Raw genomic sequence first — 14,530 nt, forward strand, 5'->3', positions numbered from 1 at the left:
AAATACAAACATAAATAACGAATAGCTAGTGCGAGGATGTGTACGCATGAGGAAAAGTAAACCTAGTTATATCCGCAAAGAATATGCATGGGCCTACCTGTTTGTGGCGGCCCCTGTGCTTGGTTTTCTCATTTTTGGAGTCGCACCGCTTATCTACTCAGCATGGTTAAGCTTCACGTCTTGGGATTTGGTTACGCCGCCTGAGTTTGTAGGTTTCGCCAACTATGTAGAAGTATTTCACGATGAGAAGGTATACAAATCGCTTTATAACACCGTATTTATGATGTTAGGCATTCCAATTGGAATGATTGTGGCGCTCTTGCTTGCCATTATGATGAATCGGCCGCTCAAGGGCATCTCGTTTTTACGGACAATCTATTACTTGCCAGTTATTTCACCCATTATTGCGGTGTCGCTATTATGGCAATGGATTTTGAATCAAGATTTTGGTTTGCTTAACCAAACGATGTGGAATTGGTTTGGCATACAAGGGCCTAACTGGTTAGGCGACGCAAGCTGGATTAAACCTTCGATGATTTTGATGGGAGTATGGGGCGGCGTTGGCGGTACGATGGTTCTTTATTTAGCGGGACTTCAATCGATTTCCTCCTCCTATTACGAAGCTGCTGAGGTAGATGGCGCGAATGCATTCCAGAAACTGTGGTTAATTACGATTCCACTGCTGACGAACATTCATTTTTTCGTCATTGTTATGGGTGTTATCGGCGCATTCCAGTCATTTAGCCAAATCTATGTATTGGCAGGCGATGGTGGGCCGGAGTATAGTGCGGCAACGGTAGTGTTTTATATTTTCGAAAATGCGTTCAAGTACTTTAATATGGGCTACGCCAGCTCAGTTGCGTGGGTTCTTGGCCTTATTATTTTCATCGTTACACTCATTCAGTTCCGCTTGTCCAAAAAATGGGTGTACAACGATTAATATTTTACCGTCACAGTTTGCGAGGGGAGTTTGATTTCAGATGCAACAGAAACGAATAACAAACCTTTGGGTGGCATTAATCCTTGGTATCGGCTCTATTATTATGCTGGCGCCGTTCGTATGGACGATATCCACTTCATTAAAAGATCAACGTAACGTTTTCGAGATTCCGCCTAAGTGGATTCCTGACCCTGCTACATTCAAAAACTATGTCACAGCGTGGAATGATTCTCCTTTGCTCAGCGGATTTATGAATAGCATGATTATCGTCGTATTCGTTCTTGTCATTGGATTATTCGTATCGACCATGGCGGCATATGCATTCGCAAAGATCGAATTTCCGTTTAAAGATGCAATCTTCCTATCTTTGCTTGGCACAATGATGATTCCTTTTTCCGTCGTCATGATTCCTCAGTTCATTGGCTTCTCGTCGATTAACTGGACGGACACGCTGTTGCCGCTCATCGTTCCCGGACTGTTTGGCAACATTGTCGTCATTTTCTTCCTGCGTCAATACTTGGCGGGCGGATTGCCGAATGAGCTGGTGGAAGCAGCGAAGCTGGACGGCAGCGGTTTCTTCCGTACCTTCTGGACTATTGCTTTGCCGGTTGCAAAACCCGCGATTGCTGCACAAGCAGCGCTAAGCTTCATGGGGATTTGGAATGACTTTATGGGGCCGCTTATTTATTTAAGCTCCCCACAAAAGCAAACCATTCAAGTACTCATCGCTTCTATGCAATCACAATACATGGGATCGTCTAACTATCCGGTTATTTTGGCAGCATCGATCATTTCAATGGTTCCGGTCATTCTTGTATTCTTTTTCTGCCAACGCTATTTTATCGAATCCATGGCGATTAGCGGCTTAAAGGGTTAGGGCATGAGTTATTTTACAGTCAGAAATATGAAGGCGACGAAGCTGGTCGCCTTCCTCGTTGTATTCATTGTGGTCATGCTAAGTGGTTGTAAATCTGTTTCGGAAGAAAAAGAGATCGTCTTGTTGAAGGAGGATGCAAAATTGTATACGAACTCGTTGAAGCTGGATCAGGAGTGGGAGGATTATGGGATTGGCGATCCTTTCATCATGCGTTACAACGGTAAGTTTTATTTGTATTGCAGTACAAAGGATTGGCGTCCTGGCATTAAAGCTTGGAGCTCCGAGAACTTAGTGGAATGGAAGTATGAAGGGCTAGTCACTGAGGACCCCATAACGACTGGAGCATACGCACCCGAAGTATTTTACTGGAATGGCAGCTTCTATTTATATACATCTCCGGCAGGCCAAGGACATTATGTACTGCAAAGTGACAGCCCAACTGGGCCGTTCGTAGTCAAAACAGAAAATCTAGGTAATTCCATTGACGGCTCTGTTTTTATTGATGATGACGGGAAATGGTATTTTACGAATGCAGGTACGCAAGGCATCGTTGCGCATGAAATGCCAGATCCATTTACGATTGATGTTGGCGTAACGACAAACGCATTTCTTGGACATTGGACGGAAGGTTCCATGATATGGAAGAGAAATAACCTGTACTATATGACGTATACAGGCAATCACGTATTTAGCAACGGTTATCGGGTGAACTACGCGGTTTCAAAGGATGGACCTTTCGGTGATTATACCATCCCTGCAAACAATCCAATTATCATCAATGTGAAGGATGAATTTAAAGGACTTGGCCATAGTGCGACCGTGCTTGGTCCGGATATGGACTCCTACTATGTGACTTATCATAATCTGGTTGGACATTCCTCAGAAGGCCCGCCTGTACGAGAATTGAACATTGATAGACTTGCCTATAACGGGGAAAAGCTGGTTGTATTTGGTCCGTCTCACTATCATAAGCAGCCTGCACCAGCAATGCCTTCATTATATAGTTGGCTCGCAGACGGTATTTTGTCCGAACAATGGGATGAGACATCATCAGCCCTAGAAGATAAGGTGCTGAGTAAGCTTTCTACCGAAGACGCCTTTATTGCGGAATATAATTTCCGTTTGAATCTTACAGACAATGCAGCGGAAAGCGGTATGATTGCAGCCGTATTCTCGTATGCTGATGATGCTAATTATGCAGCAATTAAGCTTTTGCCAGCCAAACATGAGGTTCAATATGTAACTGTGAAAAATGGTACAGAGAAACAGGTCGCACAAGCGCTGCTTCCGAACGAATTTGATTACTCGATGCTGCATACCATTCGTGTTGAGCAGCGTGATGACAGCGTCCTCGTTTTCTTCGACGGAATGAAGAAGATAGAGGAGCGCACAACTGAACCGAGCAAAGGGAAAGTTGGTTATATCGCCATTCAGTCAAAACCAATCTATGAATATACAGCATTTACGAATGAGGCAGGCGGCAGCAGTGATTTTGAAGCATACAAGCCTGTGCCTGGGGCTGTTGAAGCTGTTCATTATTTGAAGGAAGCGGAGCGCGGCTTCCATATGGAGCAGAAGCTATCTGAGATAAGCGACTTCAGGAAAGCAGACGGAGTACCGATTCGCAAGCTGGACGACGGCAGTTACTCTGTGCGCCTGCTGCAAGGCGGTGACTGGATGAAATACAAGCTGAACGTGAAGGAAAGTGCGAAATATGGAATCGGACTCACGCTTCAGAAGCCGGAAAAGGATATTGTCCTGGAATGGTCGGTTGACGGCGGAGAAGCAGTGAAGACGAAAATCAAAGCCGATGACCCAGCCTTTAAGGAGGGGGCAGCAAACCTTCGAGTCGGAACAATAGATATTGAGGCAGGTTTTCATGAGCTTAAGATAGAGCTAAAAACCGGATCTACTGAGATACAGGCATTCGAGCTATTTGCTACTGAGATGCTGGATAAGGAGCAGCCATTCGATCAATTATCAGTTCAATCGGGCTTTGGGTTGTTTGGACAATCGAAGGATGGTTATACCGGCAGCGGCACAGAGGATGACATGTTGTTCGCAGGCAGCGACAATTGGGACAACTATGAGTTGGCGTTTGATGTGCAGTTGAATGCAGAGATGGATATCGGGGGCGTATTTGTTCGAGGTTCCAATGAATCATACCATCCGCATCAGGTTAGGGATGCAGCGATGGGCTATTACATCGGTATTTCTTCTTCGCAGCTGACCTTGAATCGTATGAACTATGATTCCAATTTATTAGCTAGTGAAACCGCAGAACTGGAACCGGGAAAAACGTACTCGCTCAGAGTTATCGTAAAAGGCGGGAACATTCAAGTATTCCTGGGGGATGGCTCAAATCCAGTCATTAACTATACGGATTCAAATCCATTTTTGCATGGCAAGGTAGGGATTCGTTCAGAAAGATCCACGATTTCGTTCAACAATATAATGATAAATCCGCTAAAAAAATAAAATAAAAGCATAAGCAATAGGACTGGAGTGGGAACATGATGGATGCAATACGAAATGAATATCCAAGACCGCAATTTGAGCGACCATCCTGGCTAAACCTTAATGGAGAATGGGAATTCGAGTATGACGATTCGAATGTAGGCAGCGATAATAAATGGTTCGAGAGAAAGCGGTTTGATCGCAAGATTCAAGTGCCATTTTGTTATCAAAGCGAGTTAAGTGGGATTAATGAAAAATCATTTCATGATATCGTATGGTATCGTAAAAATGTTGAGGTACCGACGGAGTTTGCAGGGAAACGAATCATTCTCCATTTTGGTGCAGTCGATTACGAAGCAAAGGTATGGGTAAATGGACATTTAGTAGCAAGCCATGAGGGAGGACATACGCCATTTCATGCTGATATTACTGCTGTTTTGAATCCAATAGGCCCGAATAGTATAGTTGTGCGTGCTCAAGATTACAGTAAAGACGTCACGCTGCCTAGAGGGAAGCAGTATTGGAAGGAGCAGTCTGAGCAAGTCTTCTACACGCGGACGACAGGTATTTGGCAGACGGTTTGGATCGAAGCAGTTAATCATGCGCATGTGAGCCGAGTTAGGCTAACGCCGGATATCGATTACAATAAAATTCATATTCGCAGCTTTATAAAGGGAACGGAATTATATAATGGCTTACGCCTCAGCATTAAAATATTGTTTGAGGGTGAATTAATAGCTGAGGATATCATTCGTGTTATGGAGCAGGAAGAGGAAGTTTCTATTAAGCTTCATGATTTTAATGATCATGGGCTCGGCCGCTGGTGGTCGCCGGAGAAGCCGAACTTGTATGACGTTGAATTTATGCTGCTTGATGGAGAACGAGAATTGGATCATGTGAAAAGCTATTTCGGCATGAGAAAGATATCGATCGAGGATGGCGTCATATGCTTAAATAATCGGCCTTATTATATGAAGCTAATTTTGGACCAAGGTTATTTTCCTGGTGGCGTACTTACAGCACCTAGCGATGAAATGCTCCGTACGGACGTCGAACTGACCAAACAAATGGGGTTTAATGGAGCGAGAAAACATCAAAAAATTGAAGACCCGCGTTATTTGTATTGGTGTGATAAGCTTGGACTGCTTGTTTGGGGTGAGATGGCAAATGCATACCAATTCTCGGAGCAATATGTAGCACGTATTATGAATGAATGGCAAGAGGCTGTTCATCGCGATTATAATCATCCATGTATTGTCGTGTGGGTTCCGCTTAATGAAAGCTGGGGAACGCCAAATATATTAATAGACAAAAGACAGCAGCATCATGCGTCTACGCTTTATTATTTGACGAAATCACTTGATGACACAAGGCCTGTCATTTCGAACGATGGCTGGGAGCATGTGAAATCTGATATTTACACGGTTCATGATTACGAGAGCCAAGAAGAGATACTGGCAAGTAGATATGCAACGCCAGAAATGTCCGTCAAGTGTGATCCCCAAGGTAGAAAAATAATTGTGCCTGGGTTCACGTATAATGGCGAGCCGGTACAGCTATCTGAGTTCGGCGGAATTTCATATATTAAGGATAATGGTGAAGGCTGGGGGTATTCTTCCGCTAGAGACGATCAGGATTTCTTGAACCGTTTAGTTGCCGTGATGCGTCCAATTATTGCGGCAGGCGGACTGCAAGGTTATTGTTATACGCAGTTGACTGACGTGGAGCAGGAAAAAAATGGATTACTGACTTTCGAGCGTGAACCGAAGCTTCCTATTGAAAGATATCGTGAGTTAAACAAAGGGATGATTCCGGTACTGTAAAGAGACTTTCCATGGGGCGTTTGGCACGATGCCAAACGCCTCAAATTCATGAGCTTTATTTTCAACCAGATCATAGGTCCAAGCATAGCTAATGTACTTACCGAACATAATAGTCGAAACAAAGACTATGAACAGGTCAGGAGCATTGCGATATGTTTAAAGAAGCAGTATCTATTGTGGATCAGAAGATAAAAGTGATTGAGAGCGATCATGGGACTATTTATTTAGTTGGTCCAATTCAGTTGCCTGTAAAGCTGGATGAAGGAGAGTCAATTTTTCAATGGTATTGCTGGCTGCTCTGTAAAGAGAAGCTGGAAGATGCAGAACAAATCATCAAAAAGCTTTCGTCGATTAATTTAGCAGAAATGCAGCAATCAAGCGTGCTTGTGTATGGTGATTTCGAACAGGCTGATGAGGCGTGGATTCGTATGCACAGCATTTGTCATACTGGTGATATTTTTGGCAGCAAACGCTGTGATTGCGGTTACCAGCTGCATGAATCGATGCATATGATTGTGGAAAAGGGTACAGGCGCTTTATTTTATCTGGCCAATCATGAAGGAAGAGGGATCGGCCTGTTCAGCAAAGCGATGGCTTATTTACTGCAAGAGCAGGGCTATGATACTGTAGAGGCGAATGAAGAGCTCGGATTTGTTGATGACGCTCGCAGTTATAGCGACGCTATACTCGTGCTGCAAGCACTCCGAGAAAAGCCAGTTTCACTAATTACGAATAATCCGAAGAAGCTGGGGGCTTTGCAAGCGGCGGGGCTTGATGTGAAGGATCGTATTCCGCTGTGGGGAGATCGATCGGAGCATAATGAACGGTATCTCGCTACAAAAGTGAATCGTTCGGGCCATTTTGCAGCAACTGTTTGTCCTAATGAATAAATAAGGCCTTGAAAATTGGATAGGGCTGCCCCATTAGCACATAAATGCGCTAGCCGGACAGCCCTTGTTTGTATCATATATTTAACCGGACCTCTTCATTAAGAAAGGCCGTATGGAATCCCCTTGTTAACAGCAAACAGCATGTGTACCAAGTTGTCTTAAACTCGCATCCTAAAACAACGAAAGCCCTACCTCTCTTCCGTCCTCGCGGCTCCGATGACCGCGCCAGTGTGAATCAGAAATACATCACGAAACAGGTTTGGAATTAACAGCAAAGAAATCAAAATCCGAGGAAATCATTGAATCTTACTGGGGATGTTATGGGGTTAAATATTATACATTCACATTATCATACTACATATTACATTTAATTGCAACAACAAATTATAGCGAATGACTTTTACCTTTCTGGATACTCTAGAAATGGAAGGGGGAAGTAAAATGCCTAATTGGTTTGAAATTGTTCTGCGAACGTTAGCTGCAATCACTATTTTATTTGCACTTACGAAGGTTCTGGGAAAACGCCAAATTTCTCAGCTGTCACTGTTCGAGTACATAACAGGTATATCGATCGGTAATATAGCCGCATATATCTCGCTTGATCTCGACAATTTATGGTTTTTGGGGCTGGTATCATTAGGAGTTTGGGTAAGTGTATCGGTAGCAATGGAATTTTTGACCATGAAGAGCAAGAAAGCTCGTGACTTTATTGATGGAAAAGGTACAGTACTGATTAAAGATGGCCAGCTGTTGAAAAAAGGCCTGCACAAAGAACGCCTGACTTTGGATGAGATGCTGGAGCAATTGCGCAAAAAAGACGTATACCGCGTAGCCGACGTAGAGTTTGCTGTTATGGAATCAAGCGGCGAGGTCAATGTTATGCTGAAGAAGGCTTATCAACCTTTAACACCGGATACTCTTGGCTGGCAGGTGAAGAATGAAAGAGAAGCAATGACCGTTTTGATGGACGGGGATATACAAGATGAGGTGCTTGAAAGCATGGGGCATGACCGGCAATGGCTGCTGCATGAACTGGAAAAGAGAAATGTGAAGGAAGCGGAAGTGTTTTTTGCTCAAATTGACAGCAATGGTGAATTGCTTATCGATACAGGTGAAGAGAGCAAGCAGCCGCATAACAGTCAGTCCAAACCCAAGGAGCGCGTCATTATGCTAATTGAGCAGTTTGAGGCGGAGCTGCTTCGACTTGAACGATTATCCCGTAATGAAAGCGATCGACGCGTTTATCAGACAGCGATTGATCGCTTTCAAGCGAGTACGAAGTCACTGCCTGATCAGTTGTTGAAGCACTAACCTAGGTCCATTTAGCCGACCAAAGCTTCATTTCTTTTAAAATATGATGCAAGTCCTCGCCTTTTGGTGTCAATGTGTATTCGACTGTAACCGGCACGGTTGGAAAAACCTTGCGTTCAAGCACGCCCTTATCCTCAAGATGACGGAGCGTGCTTGTTAATGCGCGCGGGCTGACCGCAGGAATAAGCCTCTGTATTTCTCCGAATCTTTTGGTTCCGCAAAACAACTCTCTCAGCACTAGGAATGCCCATTTACCGCCGATCACGTCCAATGTTTTCTCAATATTGCATTCGATATGGATGGGTTCCTTAGGAACGTAATTATGTGCACTCATCGATAATGCTCCTCTCTGTTATCTGCTATCAATAGTATAGTATGTATATATAAGATAATAAAGTGAAAAAACATTCACTACTTTAATTATTGAACGTTGTGCTATAGACTACTATCTAAGGGCGGAGCGAATCGATTAAGAGGAGTGCTTGGGAATGAAGTATAGAAGGCTAGGCAATAGCGGATTAAAGGTAAGTGAAATTGGACTTGGCAGCTGGCTGACATACGGCACAGCAACAGAAGCGAAAACTGCACAAGAGTGTATTCATAAAGCATATGATTTAGGCATTAATTTTTTTGATACTGCTAACGCTTACAATAATGGGGAAGCAGAAAAAGTAATGGGAGACGCTTTGAAGGGGTATACGCGAAGCAGCTATGTTCTCGCAACAAAGCTTTTTTTCCCGATGGGCTCAGGACCCAATGACCGCGGACTGTCAAGAAAGCATATCGTTGAGCAATGTGATGCAAGCTTGAAGCGTTTAGGCACAGATTATATTGATCTTTATCAATGCCACCGCTTTGATTCAGAAACGCCGGTTGAAGAAACATTGCGAGCACTCGATGATTTGACAGCACAAGGGAAAGTGCTTTATACAGGCGTAAGTGAATGGACAGCTGAGCAAATTACGGATGCTGCAGCGATAGGAAAACAACTTGGCTTGCGCAAGCTTGTTTCTAATCAACCGATTTACAATATGTTTGAGCGGTATATTGAACGAGGAGTTATTAGAGCTTGTGAGCAAGAAGGGATGGGGCAGGTTGTTTTCTCGCCGCTTGCACAAGGTATTTTGACAGGTAAGTACAAACCAGGCCAAGCAGTGCCATCCGGCAGTCGTGCCGCGAATGAAAAGACAAATGGCATAATAAACAGCTATTTGCGCGAAGATGTACTACAGGTTGCTCAGAAGCTGGAGCAGCTAGCTGCAACGATCGGAGCATCATTATCACAATTTGCATTAGCATGGGTGCTGCGCCAGCCGAATGTAAGTTCAGCAATTATCGGATCAAGCCGACCGGCCCAAATTGAAGAAAATATAAAATCCATTCAATTTGAACTGACGGATGAGCTGCTGTCACAAGCAGAAGCGATCTTGGAAGAAATCAGCGGTTTTTCTCCAATGCGTTAAAAAGAAAAATGATAAAATTAGCAAAAAGGCTCTTCGAGAGGAGAGCCTTTTTGCTATATATATAATAGAAGCGATTTTTTTTATTGATTCATTTGAGCCTCGGATGGGCTGTAGGTACCAGGCTGCGTGATCGGAGGAGGCATATCCTTGCCACCAGCAAAATGATATTTCACGACGGTATTGAATTTATCGATCAAAGGCATCAATGATCGACCGCCCCATGCTTCCTTGGCAAAATCATTAAAGTAGTTTACGAACTCCATATTAGCTGAAATATGAACTTCTTGTACGGCTGGAGCGAGTTCTCGAACTCTAAGAGCTACAGTCTGCTTCAGTTCATCCGACAAATCATTAATATCGTTGACTGAAAAATAGGAATTGTACGGTGATACAAGCATGCGGCTGTTGCCATAAGGACTTCCAGTGTCATGGTTATAGACGCCTTCATTCGTACCGGTATTGTCTTGCTCGCTTTTCCCCCCGGAATTCCGAGTGCCAACGGCGGTCCAGTCAAGCATTAAACCAACATAAGCATTTTTGTCTGTGAGCATGACGATTGCGGAAGCAACGCCATTAAGATTAGATACTTTTCGAGAAATGACGGAGCTGTATTCAAAAAAAGAATTATCATGCTGGTTAGCATTGTTTGTCGTCGGCCCATAAGCTCTGCCACCGAGCATCTTTGGATCGTTAGCTTGGCGGCTTCCATAATCGGTGTCGCTTTGCTGAGCATGCTTTTCGTAGGCACAACCGGCTACAGTTGTTATCATGACAGCCGATAGCAGCAATGCGGCTATTTGTTTAACCATAAAGAACGGACCCCCATTCATACGATAATGGCTTTAGTTTTTGCCGCTGCTTCTTAAATATACGTTTTCGCAAGCATACATAATTGACCATGGGTTTGGTGCACAATGTAGGATAGAGAGAATGCCATGCAGATGGGTCAAACATAACTGTTTATCATGCGAAAAAACGCAGTAACGATGCGAATTTGACAGCTTTGAGAACAATTTGTGAACTCTCTGTGGAACATTGACAAATAGGGGCTTCAACTTTATATTTAATAAAGTGATTTAAGTTGCAGGAGTTGTAATAACATCTGTGAAACACGCAGCCAGCCGTATGCCACGTGAAAATTAGGCAGCTGCGATAATGTCAAAAGTGGGGTTGATTAATGATGAAACGGTGGCGATTTGTAAAACGGCTTGCGCCGCTTATGGCCATGATGGTACTGGTACTAGCGGCTTGCGGGCGGAGCGATTTGTCGACGCTGAATCCTCAGGGACCTGTAGCGGAAGAACAATTCGGGCTGATGAAGCTGGCAATTGGAATCATGTTGATCGTGATTATTGCCGTATTTGCGATTTCTTTGTTTGTAATTATTCGTTTCCGCAGACGTCCGGGAGACAAAACAATTCCTAAGCAAGTGGAAGGAAATCATAAGCTTGAGATTATTTGGACAGTAATTCCAATTATCATGCTTATCATTTTGGGTGTTCCAACCGTTCAATCCGTGTTTAATCTTGCTAAAGACTACAGCAAAGATCCGGAAGCGGTTCAGGTCATCGTTACTTCACACCAATACTGGTGGGAGTTTGAATACCCAGCTTACGGAATCAAAACAGCACAAGAGCTTATTATTCCAAAAGGCAAGACGATCTCTATCACAGCGAAATCCGCAGATGTGCTTCACTCATTCTGGATTCCATCGCTTGCAGGGAAAATTGATACAAATCCTGGTGCAAACGTAAATAAAATGTACTTCTCTGCACCAAAAGAAGGCGTTTACCTGGGTAAATGTGCTGAGCTTTGCGGGCCTTCACATGGTTTGATGGACTTTAAAGTTAAATCAGTGGACGAGTCTTCATTTGATCGTTGGGTAGCAGCTCTTAAAGAGCCTGTAGCACTTCCAAGCGATCCTGCAATTGCTAAAGCATTTGAAAGCAAATGTCTATCATGCCACGCAGTGGGTGATTTGGGCGGACCTGCTTATCCTAACTTGACAGGTATCGGAAGCCGTGAGACTGTCGGGGGTATACTTGTTAACACCGATGATCCGCAATATTCCAATGAAGGTTCAGTATACGATAACTTACACCGTTGGATCAAAAACCCTGATGAAATTAAACCAGGCAACCAAATGGGTAAAATCGACGATTTGACTGAACAAGAGATTGAAGGTATTGCTAAGTATTTATCTGAATTGAAGCTTAACTACGAACAATAATTTATCGGTGATTGAAGGAGGTACCTACTTTGGCTCATGCGCATACGCATAAGGTCAAACGTTACAGCGGTCTGATGGACTGGCTGACTACGGTTGACCATAAAAAAATCGGAATATTGTATATGATTGCCGGCGGATTTTTCTTCCTTGTCGGCGGTTTGGAAGCGATTTTGATTCGGGTTCAATTGTGGAAGCCGCTAAATAACTTTGTTAGCGCGGATACATATAATGAGCTTTTAACCATGCACGGAACGACAATGATCTTCCTTGCCGCGATGCCGCTTTTATTCGCCTTGATGAATGCGGTTGTACCGCTTCAAATCGGCGCGCGCGACGTAGCTTTTCCTTTCGTTAACTCATTAGGCTTCTGGACATTCTTATTCGGCGGTATCCTGCTTAACGTTAGCTGGTTTACTGGCGGCGCTCCAGATGCAGGCTGGACGTCTTATGCACCGCTCGCGGGTACGACCTACAGCGGCGATCATGGCGTTGACTATTATGTACTAGGCTTGCAAATTGCAGGTATCGGAACACTTATCGGGGGAATTAACTTCCTCGTAACGATTATTAACATGCGTGCGCCAGGCATGACGTTCATGCGTATGCCGATGTTCACATGGACAGCGTTCATTACTTCGGCGCTTATCCTGTTCGCTTTCCCTGCTTTGGCAGTTGGTCTAGCGGCACTCATGTTCGACAGATTGTTTGATGCTAATTTCTTTGATCCTTCTGGCGGCGGTAACGCGGTCCTATGGGAGCATATTTTCTGGATATTCGGGCATCCTGAGGTTTATATCCTCATCTTGCCGGCCTTCGGCGTTATTTCCGAGGTAATAAGTACATTCTCACGTAAGCGTTTGTTCGGTTACAGCTCGATGGTATTCGCTACAATCCTGATCGGCTTCTTGGGCTTCATGGTTTGGGCGCATCACATGTTCACAGTAGGTCTAGGGCCAGTTGCGAATGCGCTGTTCTCGATTGCAACGATGCTTATCGCAGTTCCAACAGGTATCAAAATTTTCAACTGGCTATTTACGATGTGGGGCGGTTCCATTAAATTCACAACAGCAAACTTGTTCGCTGTCGGATTTATACCAACCTTCGTAATGGGCGGCGTTACCGGTGTCATGCTTGCAGCAGCACCTGCTGACTTCCAATATCATGATTCTTACTTTGTCGTAGCGCATTTCCACTATGTTATCGTAGGTGGTTTGGTACTAGGTATATTCTCAGGTCTTCACTATTGGTGGCCAAAAATGTTCGGTCGCGTGCTGAATGAAACACTTGGCAAGCTGACGTTCTGGACTTTCTTCATTGGATTCCACTTAACATTCTTTATTCAGCATTTCCTAGGCTTGCTTGGTATGCCTCGTCGTATTTGGACATATCTCGACGGTCTTGGTTTTAACGAAATGAACATGATCAGTACAGTGGGCGCATTCTTGATGGGCTTTGGTACAATTTTCTTCTTGCTGAACGTTGTTATCACAGCATTTAAACCACAAAATGCACCAGCGGATCCATGGGAAGACGGTCGTACGTTGGAGTGGACAATTCCATCTCCACCACCTGAGTACAACTTTGCTCAAACACCGCTTGTACGCGGCTATGATGCCTACTGGAAAGAAAAAGCGGACGGCCACAAGGGCATGACGCCTGCGGAGCCAATTGGTCCAATTCATATGCCTTCTCCTTCGATCCTGCCTTTCTTCATGGGACTTGGATTGTTTATCGCAGGTTTAGGTTTCATGTATGCAAAAGATTGGGGCAACTTGTTCGGATCGTTCAAATCGGGTTATGCTCTCGGTATTGTTGGTTTGCTGATCTTGTTCGGTTGCATGTTCCTTCGTTCCGTAATCGATGATCATGGCTTCCACATTGAAGAAGAAGAAATCCTTAGAGATTTGGGGGGGAAAGCATGAGTGCGCATTCGCATGTAGAGGGGCAATTGCCTCATGAGCCCGAAAAGGCGACCCTCGAGGGACGCAATAAAGTACTAGGCTTTTGGCTTTTCCTTGGTGGAGAGACTGTATTGTTCGGAACGTTGTTCTCAGCGTTCCTCGCACTACGGAATCAAGTTCTAGATGGACCGCCAGCACATGAATTGTTCCAGCTTCCACTCGTTGCGCTTGCGACTGCGCTATTGCTAACGTCAAGCTTAACAAGCGTGTTCGCTGTTCATGCGCTGCACACAAACAGAGTCAAGGCGCTAATTAATTGGTTGATTATTACTGTTATTCTTGGCGCAGGTTTCCTTGCTCTTGAAATTTATGAGTTCTACCACTATGTACATGAAGGTCACGGCTTTACAACGAGTGCATTTAGCTCCTCGTTCTATACGCTCGTAGGTTTCCACGGAGCACACGTTGCTTTCGGTATTACATGGATCACGTTGATTATTATTCAACTGGCAAGAAAAGGTTTGACTGTAGTAACTGCACCTAAGGTATATGTAGCTGGTATGTACTGGCACTTTATCGATGTTGTATGGGTATTCATTTTCACCGTCGTTTACTTGATGGGAAAGGTGGTTTAATCC

12 protein-coding genes are annotated in these 14,530 nt (G+C 44.2%); 10 read left to right on the forward strand and 2 right to left on the reverse strand.

Annotation, left to right across the window (positions count from 1 at the left end; translation table 11 throughout):
* Positions 1-46 precede the first annotated feature (46 nt).
* From AC787_RS01060 to AC787_RS01085, 6 genes are all read left to right on the forward strand, one after another.
* Positions 47-940 carry a carbohydrate ABC transporter permease gene (locus AC787_RS01060; RefSeq protein WP_054023093.1) on the forward strand — a complete coding sequence of 298 codons (894 nt, stop codon included), beginning with the start codon at positions 47-49 and terminating at the stop codon, positions 938-940.
* A gap of 40 nt (positions 941-980) precedes the next feature.
* Entirely contained in the window at positions 981-1,817 is an 837-nt protein-coding gene (locus AC787_RS01065; RefSeq protein WP_054023094.1) for a carbohydrate ABC transporter permease, read from the forward strand.
* 3 nt (positions 1,818-1,820) lie between these two features.
* Entirely contained in the window at positions 1,821-4,295 is a 2,475-nt protein-coding gene (locus AC787_RS01070; RefSeq protein WP_054023095.1) for a family 43 glycosylhydrolase, read from the forward strand.
* Positions 4,296-4,330: 35 nt separating this feature from the next.
* Entirely contained in the window at positions 4,331-6,097 is a 1,767-nt protein-coding gene (locus AC787_RS01075) for a glycoside hydrolase family 2 (RefSeq protein ID WP_054023096.1), read from the forward strand.
* A gap of 152 nt (positions 6,098-6,249) precedes the next feature.
* Complete coding sequence (locus AC787_RS01080; protein WP_054023097.1) at positions 6,250-6,987, forward strand: GTP cyclohydrolase II; 738 nt, start codon at positions 6,250-6,252, stop codon at positions 6,985-6,987.
* 441 nt (positions 6,988-7,428) lie between these two features.
* Positions 7,429-8,298: a DUF421 domain-containing protein gene (locus tag AC787_RS01085; protein ID WP_054023098.1), complete on the forward strand. Its 870-nt coding sequence runs from the start codon at positions 7,429-7,431 to the stop codon at positions 8,296-8,298.
* A 1-nt stretch (position 8,299) separates the two neighbouring features.
* Here AC787_RS01085 and AC787_RS01090 read toward each other — a convergent pair whose 3' ends face one another.
* Positions 8,300-8,632: a winged helix-turn-helix transcriptional regulator gene (locus AC787_RS01090; RefSeq protein ID WP_054023099.1), complete on the reverse strand. Its 333-nt coding sequence runs from the start codon at positions 8,630-8,632 to the stop codon at positions 8,300-8,302.
* Positions 8,633-8,786: 154 nt separating this feature from the next.
* Between AC787_RS01090 and AC787_RS01095 the strand changes: the two genes are divergently transcribed.
* A complete protein-coding gene (locus AC787_RS01095) occupies positions 8,787-9,761 on the forward strand; it encodes an aldo/keto reductase family protein (protein ID WP_054023100.1) in 975 nt (324 codons plus the stop codon).
* Positions 9,762-9,841: 80 nt separating this feature from the next.
* On the opposite strand, the gene AC787_RS01100 is transcribed toward AC787_RS01095, so the two are convergent.
* Entirely contained in the window at positions 9,842-10,570 is a 729-nt protein-coding gene (locus tag AC787_RS01100) for a YhcN/YlaJ family sporulation lipoprotein (protein ID WP_054023101.1), read from the reverse strand.
* A 368-nt stretch (positions 10,571-10,938) separates the two neighbouring features.
* Here AC787_RS01100 and coxB point away from each other — a divergent pair, with 368 nt between their 5' ends.
* The 3 genes from coxB (at position 10,939) to AC787_RS01115 (ending at position 14,527) form a co-directional block, all read left to right on the forward strand.
* Positions 10,939-11,991, forward strand: a complete 1,053-nt coding sequence (coxB, locus tag AC787_RS01105) for a cytochrome c oxidase subunit II (RefSeq protein ID WP_054023102.1) — start codon at positions 10,939-10,941, stop codon at positions 11,989-11,991.
* 74 nt (positions 11,992-12,065) lie between these two features.
* A complete protein-coding gene (gene ctaD, locus AC787_RS01110; RefSeq protein ID WP_054026830.1) occupies positions 12,066-13,913 on the forward strand; it encodes a cytochrome c oxidase subunit I in 1,848 nt (615 codons plus the stop codon).
* Positions 13,910-14,527, forward strand: coding sequence for a cytochrome (ubi)quinol oxidase subunit III (locus tag AC787_RS01115; protein WP_054023103.1), 618 nt, complete (start codon positions 13,910-13,912; stop codon positions 14,525-14,527). Before ctaD ends, AC787_RS01115 begins: the two co-directional genes overlap by 4 nt.
* Positions 14,528-14,530: the final 3 nt, after the last annotated feature.

Origin of the sequence: Bacillus sp. FJAT-28004 (assembly GCF_001280845.1) — a bacterium.
Lineage (GTDB): Bacteria > Bacillota > Bacilli > Paenibacillales > Paenibacillaceae > Pristimantibacillus.